The sequence below is a fragment of the Halalkalibacter oceani genome (assembly GCF_040544555.1).
Classification (GTDB): Bacteria; Bacillota; Bacilli; order Bacillales; family Bacillaceae_D; genus Halalkalibacter; species Halalkalibacter oceani.
In genome coordinates this window covers 170227-191620 of the sequence record NZ_JBEPKD010000004.1, presented here as the reverse complement: position 1 = coordinate 191620, position 21394 = coordinate 170227, and the positions used below count along the sequence as shown (strand labels likewise).

Annotated in this window: 16 protein-coding genes; 6 read left to right on the top strand and 10 right to left on the bottom strand. The window is 43.6% G+C overall.

The window, feature by feature from the left end; all coding sequences use genetic code 11:
• Positions 1-90: 90 nt before the first annotated feature.
• Complete coding sequence (locus ABMB67_RS07430) at positions 91-645, top strand: nitroreductase family protein (RefSeq protein ID WP_354571558.1); 555 nt, start codon at positions 91-93, stop codon at positions 643-645.
• A 102-nt stretch (positions 646-747) separates the two neighbouring features.
• On the opposite strand, the gene ulaA is transcribed toward ABMB67_RS07430, so the two are convergent.
• From ulaA to ABMB67_RS07400, 6 genes are all read right to left on the bottom strand, one after another.
• Positions 748-2010, bottom strand: a complete 1263-nt coding sequence (gene ulaA / locus ABMB67_RS07425) for a PTS ascorbate transporter subunit IIC (protein ID WP_251194502.1) — start codon at positions 2008-2010, stop codon at positions 748-750.
• A 102-nt stretch (positions 2011-2112) separates the two neighbouring features.
• Positions 2113-2379 (bottom strand): PTS sugar transporter subunit IIB, encoded by a 267-nt coding sequence (locus tag ABMB67_RS07420; RefSeq protein WP_251194503.1) that lies wholly within the window; start codon positions 2377-2379, stop codon positions 2113-2115.
• A gap of 13 nt (positions 2380-2392) precedes the next feature.
• Entirely contained in the window at positions 2393-4504 is a 2112-nt protein-coding gene (locus ABMB67_RS07415) for a BglG family transcription antiterminator (RefSeq protein WP_354571557.1), read from the bottom strand.
• A 257-nt stretch (positions 4505-4761) separates the two neighbouring features.
• Positions 4762-6030 (bottom strand): TRAP transporter large permease, encoded by a 1269-nt coding sequence (locus tag ABMB67_RS07410; protein ID WP_354571556.1) that lies wholly within the window; start codon positions 6028-6030, stop codon positions 4762-4764.
• Complete coding sequence (locus tag ABMB67_RS07405) at positions 6027-6587, bottom strand: TRAP transporter small permease (protein WP_354571555.1); 561 nt, start codon at positions 6585-6587, stop codon at positions 6027-6029. The genes ABMB67_RS07410 and ABMB67_RS07405 overlap by 4 nt, the downstream gene beginning before the upstream one ends.
• Before the next feature lie 414 nt (positions 6588-7001).
• A complete protein-coding gene (locus ABMB67_RS07400; protein ID WP_354571553.1) occupies positions 7002-8090 on the bottom strand; it encodes a TRAP transporter substrate-binding protein in 1089 nt (362 codons plus the stop codon).
• A 738-nt stretch (positions 8091-8828) separates the two neighbouring features.
• On the opposite strand from ABMB67_RS07400, the gene ABMB67_RS07395 reads away from it, so the two are divergent.
• Entirely contained in the window at positions 8829-10634 is a 1806-nt protein-coding gene (locus ABMB67_RS07395; RefSeq protein WP_354571552.1) for a PucR family transcriptional regulator, read from the top strand.
• Between the two features lie 45 nt (positions 10635-10679).
• Here ABMB67_RS07395 and ABMB67_RS07390 read toward each other — a convergent pair whose 3' ends face one another.
• Positions 10680-11894, bottom strand: coding sequence for a Bcr/CflA family efflux MFS transporter (locus ABMB67_RS07390; protein WP_354571551.1), 1215 nt, complete (start codon positions 11892-11894; stop codon positions 10680-10682).
• Between the two features lie 168 nt (positions 11895-12062).
• Between ABMB67_RS07390 and ABMB67_RS07385 the strand changes: the two genes are divergently transcribed.
• The 3 genes from ABMB67_RS07385 to glaH all read left to right on the top strand — a co-directional run bounded on the left by ABMB67_RS07385 (position 12063) and on the right by glaH (position 15636).
• Positions 12063-12911: an SDR family NAD(P)-dependent oxidoreductase gene (locus ABMB67_RS07385; protein ID WP_251224839.1), complete on the top strand. Its 849-nt coding sequence runs from the start codon at positions 12063-12065 to the stop codon at positions 12909-12911.
• Positions 12908-14431, top strand: coding sequence for an AMP-binding protein (locus tag ABMB67_RS07380; RefSeq protein ID WP_354571550.1), 1524 nt, complete (start codon positions 12908-12910; stop codon positions 14429-14431). Before ABMB67_RS07385 ends, ABMB67_RS07380 begins: the two co-directional genes overlap by 4 nt.
• A 272-nt stretch (positions 14432-14703) precedes the next feature.
• The gene (glaH, locus tag ABMB67_RS07375) at positions 14704-15636 is read left to right on the top strand and encodes a glutarate dioxygenase GlaH (protein ID WP_354571549.1); all 933 of its coding nucleotides are present in this window, start codon (positions 14704-14706) and stop codon (positions 15634-15636) included.
• A 56-nt stretch (positions 15637-15692) separates the two neighbouring features.
• On the opposite strand, the gene ABMB67_RS07370 is transcribed toward glaH, so the two are convergent.
• Genes ABMB67_RS07370 through ABMB67_RS07360 form a run of 3 tightly spaced genes read right to left on the bottom strand, consistent with a single transcriptional unit; the run spans position 15693 to position 17665 of the window.
• On the bottom strand, positions 15693-15818 hold the full coding sequence (locus ABMB67_RS07370) for an AgrD family cyclic lactone autoinducer peptide (RefSeq protein WP_354571547.1): 126 nt from the start codon (positions 15816-15818) through the stop codon (positions 15693-15695).
• Positions 15799-16392 (bottom strand): accessory gene regulator ArgB-like protein, encoded by a 594-nt coding sequence (locus tag ABMB67_RS07365; protein WP_354571546.1) that lies wholly within the window; start codon positions 16390-16392, stop codon positions 15799-15801. Before ABMB67_RS07365 ends, ABMB67_RS07370 begins: the two co-directional genes overlap by 20 nt.
• 13 nt (positions 16393-16405) lie before the next feature.
• Positions 16406-17665 carry a hypothetical protein gene (locus ABMB67_RS07360; protein ID WP_354571545.1) on the bottom strand — a complete coding sequence of 420 codons (1260 nt, stop codon included), beginning with the start codon at positions 17663-17665 and terminating at the stop codon, positions 16406-16408.
• 455 nt (positions 17666-18120) lie between these two features.
• Between ABMB67_RS07360 and ABMB67_RS07355 the strand changes: the two genes are divergently transcribed.
• Complete coding sequence (locus tag ABMB67_RS07355; protein ID WP_354571544.1) at positions 18121-21372, top strand: M14 family metallopeptidase; 3252 nt, start codon at positions 18121-18123, stop codon at positions 21370-21372.
• Positions 21373-21394 lie beyond the last annotated feature (22 nt).

Below are 21394 nucleotides of genomic sequence, written 5' to 3'. Positions count from 1 at the left end.
AAGACGTGGACAATGAAAATAGAATCAATTAAAATGAAATAGTTGAGTGATAATGATTATCATTATATTAATTAATAAGGTGGTTTGAGCATGAGTACCGATTTAGCGAAACTGATTCGCGAACGACGTTCGATCAAAAATGGATACACAGATCAAGCCGTGCCGACAGAGCTTGTTAAGGAGCTTTTACGGGATGCTGTTTGGGCGCCAAATCATGGATTACGGGAGCCGTGGCGCTTCATTTATGTGCCGACAGAGGAGAAGGCGGAGTTTGTGGAAAAGCTGGTGAAAACATTTCCGGCTGAGATGCAAGAAAACAGACGGGCTTATTTCAGCAGTCCGGCGGCTTTTTTAATCGTCATCATGGAGGAAGATCCAAGACAAAAGCAATGGGACGAAAATTTCGGCGCGATCGGCGCCCTGATTCAGAACTTTCAGCTGCTTGCCTGGGAACGTCAGCTCGGCGTTGTCTGGAAAACGAACCCTCATATTTATGACCCGAAGGTTCGGCAGCTATTAGGGGTACAGCCCGGAGAAAAAATTGCCGGCTTTTTGCATCTCGGGTATTTCAATGAAATTCCGAAAGCAAGAGCGCGGACGGCAATCGAAGAGAAGCTGACGGTTTATGAAGGAGAGCGTGAATAGGCTTTTAGAACGGCTTGTCATCTGAAAAAAAAACGCTGCTCCCCTCACAGGGAAACAGCGTTTTTTATATTCGCGGAAGAGCGTCGGCTTCGCGCGCCCCTTCTAAGAAAAGAGCTGAATCAGGAAGCTCAAGAGAATCCCGACAATCCCGAAATCCGAGTCGCCGAAGGTTGTGCCTTCAAAGCCGAGCGATCCGAGAACCGGCAGGAGAAGCGCCGGTAAGAAGGAGATCAGCAGGCCGTTGGCAAACGCGCCGATCATCGCGCCGCGTCTCCCGCCGGTCGCATTCCCGAAAACCCCGGCAGCCGCGCCGGTGAAGAAGTGAGGAATCAGGCCGGGTACGATGATTTTAAGGCCGAACAGCGGCAGCAAAAACATCGAAATCAAGCCGGCAAGGAAGCTGAACAGGAAGCCGATAATAACCGCATTTGGTGCGAACGGGAAGACGGCTGGACAATCGAGAGCCGGTTTCGCGTCTTTGACGACTTTGTCAGCAATCCCTTTAAACGCCGGAACAATTTCAGCAATCAGCATCCGCACCCCGGCGAGGACAACATAGACCCCGGCGGCAAAGGTGATCGCCTGAATAAGAGAGAAGACAAGGAAGTTAACCCCGTCACTTAATTCGGTCTCGATATAGCCTTTTCCGGCGATTGGAGCGACGATTAAAAACAGGATCGCCATCGTCAGCGACATCGCCACGGAAGTGTCACGCAGGAAACCGAGTGATTTCGGTACTTTAATATCCTCTGTTGATTTCGCTTTGTCTCCGATTCTTTTGCCGATAAAGCCCGCGGTGAAATAGCCGAATGAGCCGAAATGACCGACGGCGATGTTGTCATTACCTGTGATTTCTCTCACATACGGCTGAATCATAGCAGGCAGGAACACCATTAACAGACCAAGGATAATGGAGCCGATAATGATAAGCGGCAAACCGGTGACTCCGCCAGTCGCAAACACCGCTGAAATTAAGCAAGCCATAAATAATGTATGATGACCAGTCAGGAAAATATATTTAAATGGTGTAAAGCGGGCGATGACGATGTTCATCAGCATCCCAAACAGCATGATCATTGCTGTTTCCCTGCCGAAGGTTTGCTGGGCAATCGCGACAATCGCTTCATTATTCGGGATGACTCCCTGGATGTGGAACGCTTTTTCAAACATCTGCCCGAAAATGTCAAGTGATCCGACTAATATGGTGGCGCCTCCATTAAGGATTAAAAAGCCCATGACGGTTTTTAATGTTCCGGAAATGACATCCGCAATCGCCTTCTTTTGCAATAAAAGACCTAACAGGGCGAATAAACCGACCAGGATCGCGGGCGTACCTAATATATCATTCATTATAAGATCAAACACTCTAAACCCTCCCTTATTAATGCCATTTTTATTTGTTTTTTTATTTTCATCCGGTTTTGTCTGAAGAGGAGAATTCCACTCCTCTTCAGCCTTTCGCGGAACTTACAGATGAGATTGCAGAGCGGCTTTTAATTCTTCCTGATCAAGGATGTTCGTTAAGCCGATGATCGTTCTCGTGCCATCATCCAAGTTAGAAATTAAATCCTTTGAGCCAAGATAAAGATCGGCCTGTTCTGATTTGGCTGTTGTCAGGTCAGTATGAGACACCTCTGCTTCGACACCTAACTCACTTAATACATTTTTGACATTCATTTCGACAATAAAGCTGCTTCCTAATCCGTTTCCGCAAACAACTAAAATCTTTTTCATCTTTTCTTCCTCCTTATATATGTGAGTATTGATTAATAATCGGTAAAACTTCGTCGGCCGACTGAGCCGTTTGAAGCTTCTCGATGTTGTCGCGGTCCGACAGCATCTTTGATAATTGCGATAAAGCTGTCAAATGAGTATCATTGTCGATCGCCGCCAGGACAAACAGCAATGATACTTGATGCTCCGCCTTCTCTGAAAAAGAGCAGCTCTGACGTAATTGCAGGAAGCTCATGCCAAGCTTATTGACGCCGGCTTCAGGACGGGCATGAGGGAGAGCAATCCCCGGAGCGATCACAATATAAGGCCCCATTTGATGAACATTTTCAATCATCGTATCAATATATCCCTGGCTGATTGACTGGTCGGCCAGCAGCGGCGCGGCGGCCATTTGCAAAGCCTCCTGCCAGCTGTTTGCCGATTCGGCAAATTGGATTTTATCTTTGGTGAGTATTTCATTTAGCATCGGCCTTTGATCCACCTCATTTTTCATTTCCTTGTTGTTTTGTAAAAAGGTCTTTAGCTCTTGCAGAAGTTTGTCTCCATTAGTAATATGAGCGTGTTTCTCAACAATGCTCAAAATGGCTTCGGGATTTATCTGTCCCGGAACGGTCTCTCCCGTCTGGAACTGCTTCAGCAAGGACGCTTTCTCCGCATGACTTAAAATCGGATTGACGACAAACACCGCTACGCCTTTTTCGGATACCGGCGTTGTTGAAAAAACAAAATCGATGCCTGAAAGGTTCTCGTTTTCATATTCGCGCGCCGTAAGGGCGTTGACAACATCAACGGTAGGTAGCAGGTCCTCCAGCTGTTTTTGTAAAATCCGCGAAGTACCGATCCCGCTTGAGCAGACGACAACCGCTTTTTTCCTGCTCTCCACTTTCACGCCTTCTTTATTGATCCAGCCGCCAAAGTGCATCGCAATATAGGCAACTTCATCGTCTGAGATCGGTTTGCCAAGAACATGTTCAAAGTGATGAACTACTTTTTTTGTCAGGACAAACAGATCAGGGTAGGAGTGCTGCATTGAAGAAGAGAGCGGGTTATCGATCCCGATACCATATTTAATCCGGAAATAGGCCGGCTTTAAATGGATAAACAGATTCCGCTCCAGTTCTTCCCGGTTTTGAAAGAAGACACAGGCAAACTTTTGAAAATCATCAACCATTAATGTCACGATATGCTTCAGGTTGGCTGTGTCCTGATTCTCGACATCAACCAGCTGATAGTCGCTAATTTTTGCGCCGAGCAGAAACGTGGCAATATAGTGAATTTCATCTTCAGGAACGTTTAAATCGAAGACGGTTTCGAGTTGCTGGCAAATCTGCGAGGCGGCCTGATATTCCTTTGTCCGTTTAATAACATCCTTTTCCACCGGATCCATTTGAATATATCTGCCTCTGGAAAAGCGCTTGATGAGCAACAGGAGGTGGGCGCTCAATGCCTGCATGACTTCATCGGTATAGCGCACCCCTGTCAACGGCTCATACTCATGTAAAATGTGATAAATGACATCAAGCTCGGCGCTGTGGAAGGCATCTGACGCCGGCTGCTGTTGACCGATTAACTGAATTTCCGTTAAAAGGGCATCCCAGCTCTTATTCGTTAGAAGGTGGGACAAATAGCTAATGAGCATTTTCCGCTTGGCCTGTTCTTCACCAACCATATAATAGCCGGATGATTTGTGAAAATGTAATTCAACTTGAAAGTGGCCAAGCTGTTCCTTCAGCTGCTTCAGGTCAGCAAGTAACGTGCTCCTGCTCACATGAAGCGTTTCCATAAGATCGTGCAAGTAGATTTTAGCATCTCGGGTCAAAATCAAAATCGCGATCCAGGCCGCTCTTTCTTTTGGTGAAAATTCATAGTTTGTTTTTTTATCAAAGGTGGCGAGCTTTTTTTTAATCAGCGCACTTTCTTTTTCGCTAATATAAAAGCCGGCAGACCGCACATAATCGAGCTGAGGCAGGTTCGCCTGTTCAAGCCAATCATTGATTTTTTCGATATCGTAATAGATCGTCCGTTTGGAAACATGTAGTTCCTCCATCAGCTCCTGCGGAGAGACGGGGGACGCGGCATGAACAATTTTTGTCATGATGGCAATGCAGCGTTGATCAAGAATCATCTGAGCGCGCTCTCCTTTCGTAAGCAAAAGAAGGGATTCAACATTTTTTGCAAGCATTCACCCGGTAGAATGACGAAGAATAACTCTTCTTGGTTAGTATTATACGCTTATGATAAGCAATAAAAAGTCCGAATGTTGTAGGGAGGTTTTTGCAAGGGTTGGACTGGAAGGGGCCAGCTTTAGTGAGGGCAGGAAAAGGGACGGATCAAAAGGTTGGTAATCCTTTTGATCCGTCCCAGAAGCAGTTTTAGTTGGTTTTAATCCCCAAGAAGAAGCAGGGAAATTTGTGGAATATAGGCGATCATGAAAAGGTTTAGAATGACGACTGCTAAAAACGGTATAACGGCCCTGACTACATGATTAAAGGACAGATCACTTAAACTCTTGGCAACGAACAGATTTACACCAAGCGGCGGGGTAAGCAGTCCGATTGCCAAGTTGACAACCATCATGACGCCGAAGTGGACGAGGTTAATATCAAACTGACCTAAAAGCGGCAGTAAGATAGGGACAAGAATAATAATCGCTGCGCCCAGCTCCAGGAATGTACCGACAAAAAGCAGTAGCAGGTTAATGACAAGCATCAGGATGACGGAGCTTGATGCAAAGTCGGAAATAACGCCGGAGATGAGCATTGGAATTTGTTCAGTTGATAAAATCCAGCTCATGATATTAGCCGCCCCGACGATAAGTAAAACCATTGCGGATGTGGCGCTCGATTCAACAAAAATTGGCTTTAAATCAGAAAGCTTTGCATCGCGGTAAACGAAATAGGAAATAATCAAGCCGTATACGCACGCAATCGCTCCCGATTCCGTAGGGGTAAAAGCTCCGCTGTAAATACCGCCGAGAATAATAACCGGCATGAGGATCCCCCAGATTGAGCTTTTTAAGCTCGTTAGGAAGCGTTTGAGGGATGTCGGTTCCCCGCCTTTGTAGCCGCGGGCTTTGGCGATAAAATAGGAATAGACCATTAAGGATACCCCAACAAGAATCCCGGGAAGAATTCCGGCGATAAAGAGGTCGCCAATACTTGTGCTGGCGGCAATTCCGTACAGAATAAACGGAATACTTGGCGGGATCATGACACCGATTGTCCCCGCTACGGCCATTAAGGCGATGGTAAAGCCTTTGTCATAGCCGGCCCGCAGCATAGCCGGGACCATGATACTACCGATGGCAACTACAGTCGCCGGCGCTGAACCTGAAATAGCGGCAAAGAACATACAAGCAAGGATGGCGATCATTGCCAGACCACCGGTTGTCGAGCCGACGACGCTTGCGGCCAGATCGATCAGCCGGCGGGAAATTCCGCCCTTTTCCATAATTTTACCAGCCAATAAGAAGAAAGGTATCGCCATTAGGGGAAAGGAGTCCAGCCCTGTAAACAATCGCTGTACGCCGACGAAGGTTGGCAAATCACCGGCATATAAGATGGCAAGAATACCCGAAAAGGCAATGGAAATCGCTAAAGGTACGCTGAGCAACAGGAAAATAATTAAGGTAATCGCCAGTACGAGACTCATTCTACAAAACCTCCTCTCCCTGATAGCGGATCTTCTTTGTTTTGATTTTGAACGCTGAATTCCGATGATTGTGGATAAAACAGCTCAAAAATAAGTAATAAAAGATAACGGATGGCCATCATTCCAATACCAATCAGAACGGCCAGATAAGCAAAATACATCGGAATGCGCAAAGCTGGAGATAATTGGCCGGAATCTGCCAAGCTCCCGATAAATGGAATTCCGATTGCCAATATCACAATGCAAAATGCCAACGAAATAACATAGCTAATGACAACTACGACACGTTTGGCGGCAAGTGGCAAAAATGCTTCAAGGGCATCCACGCTAATGTGGGAGCCTTTTTTAACACCGAGGCTTGCCCCGATAAAGGTCGCCCAAATCATAATATAACGAGGAAGTTCCTCGCCCCAGCTTAAGGTGAAGCCGAAGCCATAGCGGAAGACAACCCCGATAAAGACAAAAAACAGCATCGCAAACAGCAAAAGAAAAACGAGATAGCTTTCAACGGATTCCATAATCGCGTCAAACTTATCAATTGCCTTTTTTATTTTCATGATAACCCTCCTTAAGTAAACGTTGATTACGCAAATGGTCGGTTTTAAAAGGGTGACACGCCTCTAACAGGAATGAGTCAAGCCTTCGATGATCACCTCCAAAAAGGATAAAATAAGAGCGTGTATGTAAGCGCTGACATTTTATTTGTTGACTAACAGCTATGGAGTGATGGTCTGACCATTGGCAGGCTTGGATGAGATGTAGCATGTAAAGGCGGCAATCGAACAATCGTATTTTCGTTTATTGTAGCTTTATCGAAAACAAAAAAGCAAGAAAAATCTAAAATATTAGATAAATAATGGCGTTTCAATCATGTGGATGGGAATACATGATGAAATGAAAGCCCCCCTTCAAGTCCAGATCACACTTGAAGGGGCATTGGCTTCTCATAGTCGTCTTGTCGGAGCAGCAGCCTAATTTAAGACAGCTGCTTCAGCTTCTTCAACTGCTGCCATGATTTCATTGTAGATATCATCGCCGGCTTCAGCTTTAATCAGGTCATGAACGGATTGTGTAGCTTCTTGGAATGGAACGAGTTCTTCTGGAGAAAGCTCAATGATTTCCATCCCGGCTTCAAGCATTGTCTCGATCGCACCGTCATCCTGCTCTGTGCTCATTTGGCGATTGTACTCAGACCAGGCAGCTGCTTCATCTTCGAGAATCGTTTGCAGATCTTCAGGAAGCGATTCAAACCATGCATTGTTTACAGCGAACAGATGCGGATCATAGACATGACCATCAAGTGTTGCATAGGTTTGTACTTCATAAAAACGCATGCTGGCAATGTTCGTAACTGGGTTTTCTTGTCCGTCAACTACGCCTTGTTGAAGGGCGGAATAAAGTTCGCCATAAGCAATTGGAGTAGCACTTCCCCCTAAAGCTTCAACCATAGCCATGTGAGCCGGATTTTCCATCGTACGGAAGGAAATTCCTTTCATATCTTCAGGCGTCCGAATTGGATTGGTGTTATTCGTGAAATGACGAACTCCATTTTCTCCCCATGCTAGTAAACGAAGACCGGTTTTTTCAAGTAACAATTCCTTCATCTTCTCGCCAAACGGACCATCTAGTACTTCGTAGGCAACATCTTTATTAACAAACAAATAAGGGATTGAGAGGACCATAATTTCCGGGAATACGCCAGGATATGGACCGGTCGAGATCGAATGCGCTTCAATCGAACCTAATTGCGTCCCTTCAAGAATTTCACGTTCGCCGCCGAGCTGACTGGCAGGGTATGTTTCAACAGTGATACGTCCATCAGTTGCTTCCTCGACACGTTTCTTAAACTCTTGTAAAGAGTTTTCAGTTTTATCATCCTGGGCTGGCGCGGCATGAGCAATTTTCATAACATATTCACCGCTGCCGGCTGATTCACCTTCAGCAGCAGGAGCATCGCCTTCCCCGCCTTCAGCCGGTGCGGAACCTTCTTCACTACCGCCACATGCTACTAGTACAAAAGATAAAACAAGCAGCATCATAAGCATCATTAATTTCTTCATAAAAGTAATACCTCCCATTTTTCTAGTAGTAAACTAATCTGTTAATGTCAGCGCTTACATTAAAGACGCTGACAAAGTAAAACGAATACGAAATGTTTGCTAGTGAAAACCGATTGTCGCCTCCCTTCAGGAAGTTAAATGAAAAGACTGCTAGCTTGCGAAAATCCTCCATAATCTGCGCTCTCATTCAAATTGCGTAATATTAACGTAACATTTGAAAAGAATTTGTAACGTTATTATAGCGACAAACGATTGAGAAGGCAAGATTAAGAATGGAATATTCTAAAAATTCGATAAGATTAAATGTATACTGTAAACAGTTTTCTGTTTTCTTATGCGCTATTTTACATGGAAGTTCGACGCTAATCAAGAGAAAATTAATATATTAGACATTAAATTTTGTAAATTGGCAGATTAAGAGAGGAAGAATTGGATATTTCGTTGGAAAGTCAGAAAGATTCATAAGCTTTGTAGAAAAAGACAGAAAGGAAGAAACCGGGTCCTTTTTCTAAAAATTATAGAGGAATGAACAACTATAGGATCAATTATTTGTCTTTATAAACAAATAAATGTGTAATCTTTCTTATTTTTTTGTCTTTTTCTACGGGAGAAAATATACCCGATTTATAGCATGAAAACAAAATATTTGATAATTTCAATCATACAAGCTTTAAATTCGACATGAATCAAAATCACCTGCTGTATTTGTCGATATGGACATCAAATAGAGGGATGAATGTGCTAATAGACAGAGAAGGGAAAGAAACAACAATTGATGATAGTGTGAATCATGCCGTGCCGGGAACATTGAATCAGTTTGATGTAGACAATAGCTTATCGACACAGTGGTTGCAAAGAAGTGAAGGGGACTGGGTGGAGGAGGAAGAATTCAAGATGGGGATTACGATTGAACAGGCGATGCATATTGGCGGTTTGCGGCATTGCAAAATTGCCGCAGGACATGAGGGAGCAGAGCGGATTGTTCAACATGTGGCCGTGATGGAAGTACCTGATACGATACGGTGGCTGAAGGGAAATGATTTCTTGTTATCATCCCTTTTTTCCGTTAAGGATGATCCTGAAGCACTGGAGCAGCTTGTACCTCAGCTCATTGAGAAAAACTGTGCCGGTTTGGCGATCAAAACGTATCATGCCCTTGAAGAAGGAATTCCTGCTATTATTTTGGAGCAAGCCAATGCTTATCAGTTTCCAATCATAGAAATTAAAAATGAAGTCTCCTATTTAGATATTATGACGCCATTGATGGCGGGAATTTTAACGAACAATTCTCCGAGAAGTGAACAGGTTGAAGACTACTATAAATGGGTTAGTGAGCTTGCGTTTAACGGAGAAAGCCTCGACATTATTCTCGATACATTAAAAAAAATCATGACCAATCATGTCACGTTAGAATCAGAGATTCCCTTTATCAAATATAATCATGACGACCTTATCGCTTCTTTTTCAAGAGAGCAGCGCAACGAGTTTTTAAAAGCAAGAAGGCCAATTAAAACGAAGCGGGAGTTGAATGGCAAGAAAGTAAACTGTATTGTTGCGCCGCTAATTTTAAATCAGGAGATTAATGGTTTTCTGACATGCTGGGAAACGGAGAGTGAGTTAACGAGCTTTCATCTCATTTTACTTGAGCGGGTTATTCCTTTAATCGCTCTGGAATTTTTAAAAGTGAAAACAAAGATTGAAGTAGAGCAAAAGTATCGTAATGAATTTTTACGGGAAATCGTTTCTGGCAATATTAAAATGGAAGAGGCGATAGAGAAAGGGAAATTTTACAATTGGAACTTTAACGAGAGCTATGAAGTGATTATTCTGGCGATTGATCATTTTATGCGAGTCGTCAAACGCCTCGATCATAATGAATTGTTTATTCAGGAATATAAGCTGAAAATTCTCAGGATTATGGAGAATTTAATGAGAATTAAAATGTCTTCTGCGATCGTCGGGATGACAAGTAATTATTTCATTATCTTAAAGCCGGCTAAGAAACACATCCATCTTGCAGAGAACAAAAAGGATATGATTCAAGCTACTAAGAAGTTTATTACAAATATTATTGCAGAATTAAAAAGACAGGTACCTGAAGTTACTTTCACCTCAGGAATTGGACGGTTTCATTCCGGCTTTTGCGGTATTAGCATCGGCTATAAAGATGCAATTAAGACGATTGAGATCGGAAAAGAAATTTTTGGACGGAGAACTGTGCTGCACTTTGATGACTTGGGGATATACCGCATGCTTTCGCAGCTGGAATCAAATGAAGAACTGACAACAGTTTATCATGATACCATCAAGAAACTGGTCACCTACGATGAAAACAGCGGGGCGAATTTAGTAGAAACTTTGAAGGTGTACTTTGAACATGACTGCAGCTTAAAAGATACGGCTGAATTGCTCTATATTCATGTCAATACAATTAAATATCGGCTGAAAAAGATTAAGGAATTGACTGAATATGATGTATTTCGGACGGAAGATAAGTTTTATTTGCAGCTTGGATTAAAAGTAGCAAGGTTGTTAGCAAAGTAACCGTCGGTTCATCGGGCTAGAAGTAGGAAAGAAGATATCCCCAAGCTAGGCTTGCGGGACATCCTCTCTCGCTTTTTTCGTTAGAAGAAAAAAGGCGGCCGCTCCGATTAGCGAGGTTGTAAAAAGAATCGTCCCCATTGGCACAGCTGTAGTCTCGTTCATCCCGACTAATGGAGAGACAATCGCGCCAATAACTAACGGCAGCATTCCAAGCAGGGCGCTTGCACTGCCGGCGCGATGACCTTGGTGTTCCATCGCCAAAGTAAATGAACTTGTCAGCACCATTCCCATTGACGTCATATAAACAAATATCGGAATGACGATTAGAGCAAGCGGGCCGTGAATGATCGTCATAACGAGTAGAACAGTGGTAGCGCCAACTGCAATCAGCACAGCCGCACGAAGCAGGCGTCTCTCCGCGATAATGCCGCCAAAACGGCCGATAAGAAAACTCCCCATAATCAAAGCGAGACCATTAATCCCAAATAAAACACTGAAGACTTGCGGCGAGACCCCATAGATTCCTTGATAGACAAACGGTGTTCCGGAGACATACGCAAAGCTTCCGCCGTGAACGAAGCCGACGGTTAAGGCATAGCCAATAAAAGAGCGGTCTTTTAGCAGGCTGCCAATCGTTTGGATCGAATGGACAACAGAGCCCGGCATTCGTTTTTCAACCGCCAGCGTCTCAGGCAGCTTGAAGGAGATGGTGATCGTAATAAAAAGACCTAACAAGCCTAAGAAGATAAAAATCGTATGCCAGCTTGCAAAGGGAAACAGGAGAATAATGCCACCGGCAATTGGCGCGGCTAAGGGAGCGACAGCATTAATCACCATGAGCAAAGCAAAAAACTTTGTCAGCTCTCTTCCGGTGAAGACGTCGCGGACGACAGCCCGGGAAAGAACAATTCCCGCTGAAGCAGTTAACCCTTGCAAAAAGCGGGCGATCACTAAAGTGAGAATGTTTGGAGCGACGGCACAGAGAAAAGAAGAGATGGCAAATAAGAAAATCGAAAGAATTAACGGCTTTCTCCGGCCCTGACTGTCACTGATCGGTCCGATAATGACTTGACCGAGCGCAAGCCCGATAAGACAAGCAGTTAAGCTAAGCTGTACAAGCGAGGCGCTGGCTCCTAAATCAGCAGAAATTTCCGGGAAGGCCGGCAAATACATATCGATATTCAGCGGACCGAGAATCCCGAGCATGCTGAGCAGGAGGACTAAAGCGATTCGTTCTTTTCCAGTAGGATTATGAAGCAAAAGATACACACCTTTCTTAACAAACGAGGCAGAACGCTATTTTCTCATCGCTCTGTTTTAAAAGAAATGAAAATAAGCGAACCAATTATACCATAAATTTGATTCAATATTGCCGTTTCAGAATGTTTAGACGTATACTGGAAAAAACGGAAACTGCAAGGAAGGTAGATGAATATTAACGTCATTGAAACTTTATTATTCCCTGAACCTTACGTAAATGAGAAAAAGCTTAAACGAGAGCTGAATGGGAAAACCGTTCTTATTACCGGGGCAAGCTCGGGTATTGGTGAGCAAACAGCCTATCTGTTAGCGGAAATGTGCACTCATCTGATTTTAGTGGCGAGAAGGAAGGAGAAGCTGATCGAGATGCAGGACGCTTTGCAGCAGCGGTCGGCAAAGGTCAGTGTGTATGCCGCCGATCTGCGTAAGGAGGAGGAGATGAGCGGCTTGCTTCACTACCTGCACCAGCTTCCCGATGGGCTGGATATTGTTGTTAGCAATGCCGGGAAATCGATCAGGCGCTCGATTGAGGATTCGTTGGAGCGCTATCATGATTTCACGCGGACGATGGCGATTAATTATTTTGCTCCTGTCCGATTGCTGTTGTCGGTTATTCCATTGCTCGAAAAAAATCAAGGGCATATCATCCATATGTCGACGATCAATGTTTTATTTATTCCTGTTCCTGACTGGGCGGCCTATCAAGCGTCGAAGACCGCCTTTGACACATGGTTCCGCTCAGCGGAGCCGGAGCTGAAAGCAATGGGCATCAATACGACTTCTTTTTATTTGCCGTTAGTCCGGACGCCGATGATCCTCCCGACTCCCCAGTATGAAAAGATGCCGGCGATGGCTCCGGAACATGTTGCCAGATTGATTGCCCGTGCGATCTATACGAAACAAAAACGATTCAGGCCATGGTGGATCACTGTCGGCGAGCCAATTGCTAGCATCCTCCGGCCATTGATAGAGTCGTTGTTTCGTGCGCGGCTTGCGAAAAGGAGGGGGACAAGGTGAGACTATGGACGTTTCTTCGTGTCCTTGTCATGATGAAGTTGTTTTCCCCGCCAAGGTTAATGAGATTGTTCTTTGCGCTGCGCAAAGACGGAATGAATATACTTGCGCTCCTGCGGGTGAATGCCGACATGTATGGGGACAAGACTGCTCTATGCGACGCCAGAGGAAAAATCAGCTACAAGCAATTAGCAGCTGAAATCGAACAGCTTACTGCCATTTGGCAGGAGCAGTATCAGCTTGGGCCTGCTCAGCGGGTCGGACTCATTTGCAAAAGCCATGCTTCGCTTGTAAGGGCGACCTTTTCGCTTACCTCGGCAGGGGCCGCTGTCTATTTGCTCAATCCGGACATGAGTGTGAACCAGCTAAAAGAGCTATTGAAGCAGAAAAACTTCGACCTGCTTATCGCTGATAAGAACTGGAGCGTCATGTCTTCCTCTGACAAGATAGTGCTAAGCTACGAGCACACCCATCTTCCATCAATCGAGCAGTTTTTGAAAACGAAAACGGAAAACAAGCGAAGGCGAACGAAAACGGTGATGGGGAAAGTGGTGCTGTTAACGGGGGGAACAACAGGAACGCCGAAGGAAGCAGGCCATCAGCCCTCATTGTTCAATTATGTACAGCCTTTTTTAGCGCTCCTGACGAAAGTGAAGCTGCATCGCTATGATCGAACCTATATTGCTACTCCGCTTTATCATGGATATGGAGTCGCCGTTTTGTTTATGGGAATCATACTCGGAAAGACGATATTCATTAGAGAATCCTTCCAAACGAAGCAAGCTTGCAATCTGATTCGTCAGCATCACATCGAGGTGATCACCGTCGTTCCGTTAATGCTGCAAAAGATGCTTGAGGAAGACGCGGCTTCTCTGCAATCCCTGGCTTGTATCGTCTCAGGAGGAGCGAGGCTCCATGGAGAGCTGGCAAAAGAGGCTCTGCAAAAACTGGGACCAGTTTTGTATAACCTATATGGTACCTCGGAGGCAGGACTTAATACGATCGCCACGCCGGCTGACTTAATGGCTAATCCGCAAACGATCGGAAAACCGGTCGGCGGGCGCTTCAAAATCGTCAATCCTGCCGGTAAGCCCGTGACAGAGGGCGAGCCGGGACAGTTTTGTGTGAAACAGAGCTGGTCACAGAAAACCGGAAATGAAGTGTGGATCGAAACAGGAGATATCGGCTATCGTGATCCGAAAGGGTTTTATTTTTTATGTGGGCGGACAGATGAAATGATCGTTTCAGCCGGAATCAATGTGTATCCGGTTGAGCTGGAGCAGGTTCTCATGCAGCACCCGCTCGTCAAGGATGTGGCAGTCATCGGAATAGACGACGTGTTGTTTGGACAGCGATTAAAAGCATTTATACAACCGGAAAGGAAAAAAAGCCTGGATCAAGAAAAACTGATGGTCTGGCTCCGCGCAAAAGTGGCTAAACACCAAATACCAAAAGAAGTGGAAATCATCGAGCAGCTTCCTTATACAGCGGTTGGGAAGCTCGATAAGAAAATATTGAAATAAGAATATTGACAATTTTTAAGAAAATTGATAAATTATGAATAAAGATAAATACTTACCTTTGTGTACCTTCCATATGCAAATCGTAAGTATGGTCTGAAAACCGCTATTTTAAACGAAAACAAAATAATGACTGAATGATTTACAGTGACCCTATTCCCGTAGGGCAATGATGTAAATGATAGCCAGTGTATTATGTTCCTTACATAATGCCTGGCTTTTTTTGTTGAATTCGTTTAAGAGCGATTTTAACATGAGAAAGGGGAAGAAACGTGATGAGTCTGATGGAGCAAAAAGAAAAGCTGGTAACTGGAAAGGGATATGAGGTGCAGGTTCACCCGCAAAGTAAGCGATTGTTCCATATTGAAATGAAGCCGGGCGTTATTGCGCGTTTTTTTGAGCAAGTACGAAGAAAGAACATTTCGGTGCAGCGGCTGGAATATACACCTTATGAACGACATATGGTAGCCGGTTATCTTTTGCAGGAAGCAGGGACTGATCTCCAGGATGTGGTTAGAAGCATTCTTCATGATCGTCAGACAGGAGGATTTACCATTGGCGTACAAGGAGAAAGCGCTGATTTAGATGAGTTTGTTATTTTTTCCACAGCACTGGCTCATCTTGCCGGGTTGCCCAACCATGACGCAATGTCAAATAAATTCTATGCCCGCTTCTCTGTCAAGGATACTGACGAGAGTGATTCCTATTTAAGGCAGGCCTATCGTTTGTTTACATTGCATACAGACGGCACCTTTGTCGATGAACCGACGGATTGGCTGCTAATGATGAAGATGCAGGAAGAACACGCGCGCGGAGGTGAATCAAGACTGCTTCATCTCGATGACTGGCAGGAGCTTGAACACTTCGCAAGCCATCCATTGGCTTCTCATGAATTCACCTATAAAGCGCCGCCAAGTAAAAATGTCAGCCAGGAGATCAAACGGACGACATTTTTCCAACAGCAAAATAAGCCATGCATCTGTTTTATCGACCAATTTGTTCACTCAGAAACAATTGAACAGGCCAAGTATTTAAAAGACTTGTCCGCTTCAATGGAAAACGATCAAAGCGTCATCGAATTAACATTACCAGTTGGGGATTTAGTGATGCTCAACAATCTGTTTTGGTTACACGGACGCGCTCCCTTTGAAAAAGATCCACTTTTGCACCGCGAGCTGCTCCGTCAAAGGGGACGCTTTTCACGATAAAAAGCAAAAAAGCCGTCCGGGGTCTTTACGACCTTGGACAGCTTTTTTGTTTTCCATTACTTTTGCTTTTTCAAGCTTTCTGGAATCTTCGGAGCGTGAGTAAAAGGACTTGATGCTTGCACAAATGCAGAAGAACAAACAGTTGTTGCTTTAGAAATGTACTTAGCTAGTTCTTTTTTCAAGATATTCACCTCCTTTATTAGTAAACGTATTTAATTTATGAGTCGCTGAAATCCCAAAAGGGGTCAGCAGTAAAGCCTGAAGTAAGGCCCCAGTGACAAAGCCGGGGGTTTGCAGCGTAAAGAAAAGGATTAGTGATAAACCAACACAACCTATTGCAGCTTTTTTCTTTTTGGCTTCCCACTCCGCAGAATGCTTCATCTGATGAGGTTCATAATAAGGAGCAAAACGGACGATCAGAAGAAGAGCAATCGCTGCATAAACTAGAATTAATCCATTTGTTATAGGTAGCCATAGAAAGAGAACAACAAGACAAAGGCTGTTTATTGAGCAAGCTAACGAACGATCTAAGTGAGCGCCGCCAGTTAAAATTCTTAAAGTCATAAATCCCACTGCGATTTGCAACGAGAGAAGAGGTTTTCCTAATAAGAAACCAGCAACAATAATTAATGAAAAAGTTATGAATAAATTAATGAAAATTGTAAAGCCAAATACGAGAACATCGTGTGGGGCTGTTTCTTCCGGATTCATTTGTTTGATCTTATTGGCTGCAATAATTGCCCATTTTTCTATCATTTGCCCCACCTCGCTATAATAGTTTTTCACAACTAATCGATAGCTTAACTGGATTAAAGGTTGACTCAATTACTGCCTTGCTTTTTTTGAATCCTGTAATAGCATCGTAAATTTTACCTTGTTTTTTGTTATTCTCAAAAATTAAATTACTTGTAATGTTGTAAACTATTTGATCTTGTGAAGAATGAATTTTCAAATGAATATGCTTTTCATCATAGTGAGTGGACTCGTATAAAGAGAAAAGTAAATCATCGACAATATTACTTAGAAATTGAATGTGCTGTAATGTAACGGGAATATGATATTTAAGATCAATTGATGTAGATATAGAAACGCCAAGGAGGTTGGCGAGTTTCCTTTTATTAATTAAAAATGCATATAATATCTCATCTTTAGATCTGATCTTTGGATCAATTGCGAAATTTTTATGCCTTTTGCTCTTGGGAAGTAAATGCTGTTCGAAATATTCTTTGCTTAGTTCGAAAGAATTATTTTCATAAAGCTTCTGCATCACTTTATAAGAGCTTAGTAATTCTTTTTGAATATTTTCAATATAGACAGAAACTTGTTCTTCCTGATCGAAATAAAACTTCTTTGCTTCGACCAGTCTCTTTTTCTGAAACTGATGATGCAATATAAGATAGATCGAAATAATCATAAATAAAACAACAATGCTAAGTAAGATAAACGCATATCGATAACGTAAATTTTCAGCTATCATGACAAATGATGCTAAACAAATAAAGAAGTAGGTTAAAAATGAATTTAAATAAATGATAATCTTACCTTTTTTATTGATTTCATTTAATTTAAGATGTCGATATAATTCAATTAAATGGTAATTGCCGAGACTAATAATGACTGAAAGCATAATAACAATAAAAAAGGATGTAAGTTGAAGAAGGTAAGCATGAGTAGTGAGAACAATTTCAGAGTAACTATTGGACAGCATTAAAAGAAAAAGTTCAATTCCAATAATATGTACGAATGTGTAGAATCCATAGCCCATACCAGTTAATAGTAAAGTCTCAAGGCTAGACATTTTAAACAACGGCTTGGCTATCAAAAAGATCAGAATCATTTGCAGGGCGATGACGATGGTGAGATGTAAATTGGTATAATGTAGCAATAATGAGATGATGCTCATTATGACTGAGAGAACGATGATCTTTTTCACATATTGTCGATAACGGTAGCCGATAAAGACAAATGGAAATGTTAATAACGCAAACCATTCAAGTGCTGAAATACAGAACGTTAATAGAGGGTGCATCTTTCATTTCTCCTTTAAGCTAAGTACTAAGGGAGTGTTGTGAAATCGAATAGAAGCACACGACAACCTAGTAGAGATAGTATGATTTAGTTATATCCAAAAAAGAGATAAACTTCAACAAGAATTGCGGTTATTGTCTATTTTTCAGAATATTTACAATAACCATTTTCTTTATTTTATAACAAATTTCGGGCTTGGCAAGAGAAATGTTGAAATTTAATGATTTTTAGACAAAAGTTCTGCTTCTTTTTTGTTTTTCGACATAAATCTATCATAATAGTCTAATAGTCTGCGAGAAGAAATTTGAAGGTTTTTAGGAAATTATAAGAAAGAAATGAATGAAAATTCGCCATTTTGCATGATTAATATTTTTGTGGGCGAAATTTTATGGTATAGTTTTCTCTATCATTTTATTTTCATAAAATGATAGAGAAACGAAGAGGAGGAGATGACAGATGAAAAAATTACTCACACTGTGGATGGCGATGCTGATTGCCTTGACGGTCATCCTTCCAGCTGAAGCGATACAGGCTGCTGGTAGTACAGAGAGTGCACAAGTAGAGGGATCCGTTGAGCTTGACGTTAGCCAATCTCTCTTAGCAATAACGGAAGAAAGAACGATAGAGGTTCAGGTTGATTTCGGGGAACGTATTGACCTGGACGGATTGGAATGGTCATTTGGCGGAAAAGCTTTATCTGACTGGAAGCAGTGGGATAGTGATGCCGGTGATTATTCGGGCGATGCCTACATAACAGTCGTTCGGGAGCCTGCCTATGTCGGAGATTCTACGACAATTGAAGCAGAGATCGAATTCGGTCTTCCTTATGGAACAACGGATTTATCACCAAGAAACATTCGTGTTCTTTATCCTGAGCTGATCGGGGAATACGCTTTAACGCTTCATGACCCGGCAACGGATCAAGTTGCGTCAGCTGAAATGAAGCTGAATGTTTATGATGAATTCCGGACGTATGAAGAAATCAAGCCGGCGATCGATCAGGTATTTGCTGAAGCGGATCGTGATCGCTATTTAGAGTACAAAAAGCTTGGCGAAAGTGCGGAAGGACGCGATATTCATTTTGTCGTGCTGGCAAGAGATGAGCAGGCAGTAGAGAAGTATTTAGATGAAACATTGCCGACTGCATTAGAAAATCCGGCTGAGATTTTAGAAAAATTAGAGAATGGCACGATGGGAGATTATCAAATTCCGATTTGGTTTAATAATATTCACCCGGACGAAGTGGAAGGGATCGACGCGCAAATCGAATTGCTGAATAAGCTTGCGCTGGAAGAAGAAGTGACGTTTCAGACGACAGATGAGAACGGAGCGGAGCACACAGTTACGTTAAATGTCGATGACGTGCTTGATCACCTTATTATTTTGTTCAACTTTACTCATAATCCGGATGGGCGTGTAGCAAACACGAGAGCAAACGCCAATGGTTTTGATTTGAATCGGGATAATGCTTATCAAACTCAGGTTGAGACTATTGCAGTAAACGAGGAAATTGCGAAATGGACGCCGCTTTCCTTTATTGATATTCACGGATATGTGAAAGGATTTTTAATTGAGCCGGCCACTCCGCCGCATAATCCAAACTTTGAGTATGATTTACTCGTTGATAATATGGTTGAGCAGGCGCATGCGATGGGACGTGCCGGAGTAGCCAATTCCGATATTGACTCCTACCTCATTCCGCTTTTTGACTATGAAAATGGCTGGGATGATATGACTCCGGCGTATACGGCTATTTTTACAATGCTGCATGGTTCTCTTGGGCATACGGTAGAAGTGCCGGATTTAAGCCAGGATTCATTGTACGCTGCTGTCCATGTCGGACTTGGTGCAACTGATTATGTATTGAAAAATAAAGATGATTTATTCAAAGATCAGCTTACTTTGTTCAAACGCGGAGTTGATGGCGAGGATAACCGCGCCGTCGATCCATGGTTTGTCAATCAGGCAGGAGAAGAGATTGGACGTATTCGCGGGGAACATGAGAACTTCTTCCCGGAATATTATGTAATTCCTGTTGATGAGCAGCTGCAAAAGAATGTATTAGAAGCGACGAATATGGTTGAATATCTTCTAAGAAATGGAATCAAAGTAGAAGAAACAACAGAGGAAGTCAGTGTGAACGGCGTTACGTATCCGGCGGGTACATATGTCGTGCCGATGAAACAGGCGAAGCGCGGCTTTGCCAATGCGATGCTTTATCCGGGTGAGGATATTTCCGACTGGGAAGCAATGTATGATGCGATTGTCGTAAACTTCCCGGCACTGCGCGGCTTTGACAGCATTGAAGTTCGTGATGAAAATGCCTTTGCCGGTGCAGCACAAGCTGTAGAATCAATCGAAAAGCCGGGTACCGTGATTCAGTCTACGGTTTCCCATTACTTTATTGAAAACTCGAATAATGACGCTGTAAAACTGGTGAACGACTTGCTTGCAGCCGGCAGAACAGTCGAGCAAGTAACGAGCGGGGAATACGCTGGTGATTTCCTCGTTCAAACAAGCGATTTACTAAGCTACGTCAATGATTACACGCTTGTGGTAGAACCGGTGGAAGAAACGGTCGAAACACGGGAGCTGGAGCAGCCTAAGGTTGCTGTAATTGGTTCGGCGCAAAGCAAATTTGTTGTTGAACAGCTTGGGTTCCCGGTTGTTGAGCTGGACGAAGCAGATGTTGTCGTCGATGACGCAGGAGCAATGACACCTGATACGATCAACGGCAAAGCTTATGTAGGAATTGGCGGTCGTTCTTTGAATGCAGTCAAGGAAGCAAACCTGCTTGAAGGCTTTGATTTTGCGACTACCGAGCTATCCCATGAAGGACTTGTTCTTGCGGATGTGACGTCTCACCCTTATACAGCTGGTTATGACGCAGAGGAGCAGCTGTATGTAACGACAGGCTCATGGATTACAGCAGTACCGCAGGGTAGCGAGCTTCTTGCCCGCGTTGCGGATGATTCCGAATTCTTTATTGCCGGCTGGTGGCCTGGACATGAAGGAGCGCAAGGCGAAACGCTGGCCTTTACAACAACATATGAAGAGCAGCCTTTTACGTTATTTGCGAATGATTTAACGTATCGTGCCCATACAGGTCACAGCTTCCGTTTACTGGCAAACAGCTTATTTGCTGCAGAAGCCAGTGAAGAAGCTGCTCCGGGAGAAGCTCGATTCCCTGATGTGCCTGCGGGTCACTGGGCTAACGAAGCGGTTGAAGCTCTTTATCAGCAAGGAATCATTAGTGGGCATGCGGATGGAACATTTAAGCCAAGCCAGGCATTATCCCGTGGCCAGGGAGCCGGTCTGCTGACAACAGTTCTGCAGCTGGAGAGCCCTCCAACGTTAACGGAAGTGCCGTTTACTGATTTGAATGTCGATGATTATTATGCTCGGGTCGCCTGGGCTGTGGAAAATGCCGGGGTTATGAACGGGAAGTCAAATGGCCGTTTTGCAGCAAACGACCCATTAACTCGGGAACAAATGGCATCGATTCTTGTACGGGCTTTTGATCTTGAGAATACAGGTGAAACGGTAAATCTTTCCGATAGCGATCAGGCAGCGGGTGTTCACAAGGATGACATTGTGATTCTTGCTCAGCACGGTCTGACAAATGAAACGGTCTATCGTCCAAAGGATACCGTGACACGCGCAGAATTTGCGACGTTCTTGTATCGAGTATTAGCAGGACTGGAATAAGAGTAAAAGGGTCTGTGTCAAA

Coding starts and splice junctions, on each gene's coding strand:
- ABMB67_RS07430 (WP_354571558.1), top strand. CDS start 91: ATGAGTACCGATTTAGCGAAACTGATTCGCGAACGACGTTCGATCAAA.
- ABMB67_RS07420 (WP_251194503.1), bottom strand. CDS start 2,379: ATGAAAAAGATTTTAGTTGTTTGCGGAAACGGATTAGGAAGCAGCTTT.
- ABMB67_RS07415 (WP_354571557.1), bottom strand. CDS start 4,504: ATGATTCTTGATCAACGCTGCATTGCCATCATGACAAAAATTGTTCAT.
- ABMB67_RS07410 (WP_354571556.1), bottom strand. CDS start 6,030: ATGAGTCTCGTACTGGCGATTACCTTAATTATTTTCCTGTTGCTCAGC.
- ABMB67_RS07405 (WP_354571555.1), bottom strand. CDS start 6,587: ATGAAAATAAAAAAGGCAATTGATAAGTTTGACGCGATTATGGAATCC.
- ABMB67_RS07400 (WP_354571553.1), bottom strand. CDS start 8,090: ATGAAGAAATTAATGATGCTTATGATGCTGCTTGTTTTATCTTTTGTA.
- ABMB67_RS07385 (WP_251224839.1), top strand. CDS start 12,063: ATGAATATTAACGTCATTGAAACTTTATTATTCCCTGAACCTTACGTA.
- glaH (WP_354571549.1), top strand. CDS start 14,704: ATGAGTCTGATGGAGCAAAAAGAAAAGCTGGTAACTGGAAAGGGATAT.
- ABMB67_RS07365 (WP_354571546.1), bottom strand. CDS start 16,392: ATGATAGAAAAATGGGCAATTATTGCAGCCAATAAGATCAAACAAATG.
- ABMB67_RS07360 (WP_354571545.1), bottom strand. CDS start 17,665: ATGCACCCTCTATTAACGTTCTGTATTTCAGCACTTGAATGGTTTGCG.
- ABMB67_RS07355 (WP_354571544.1), top strand. CDS start 18,121: ATGAAAAAATTACTCACACTGTGGATGGCGATGCTGATTGCCTTGACG.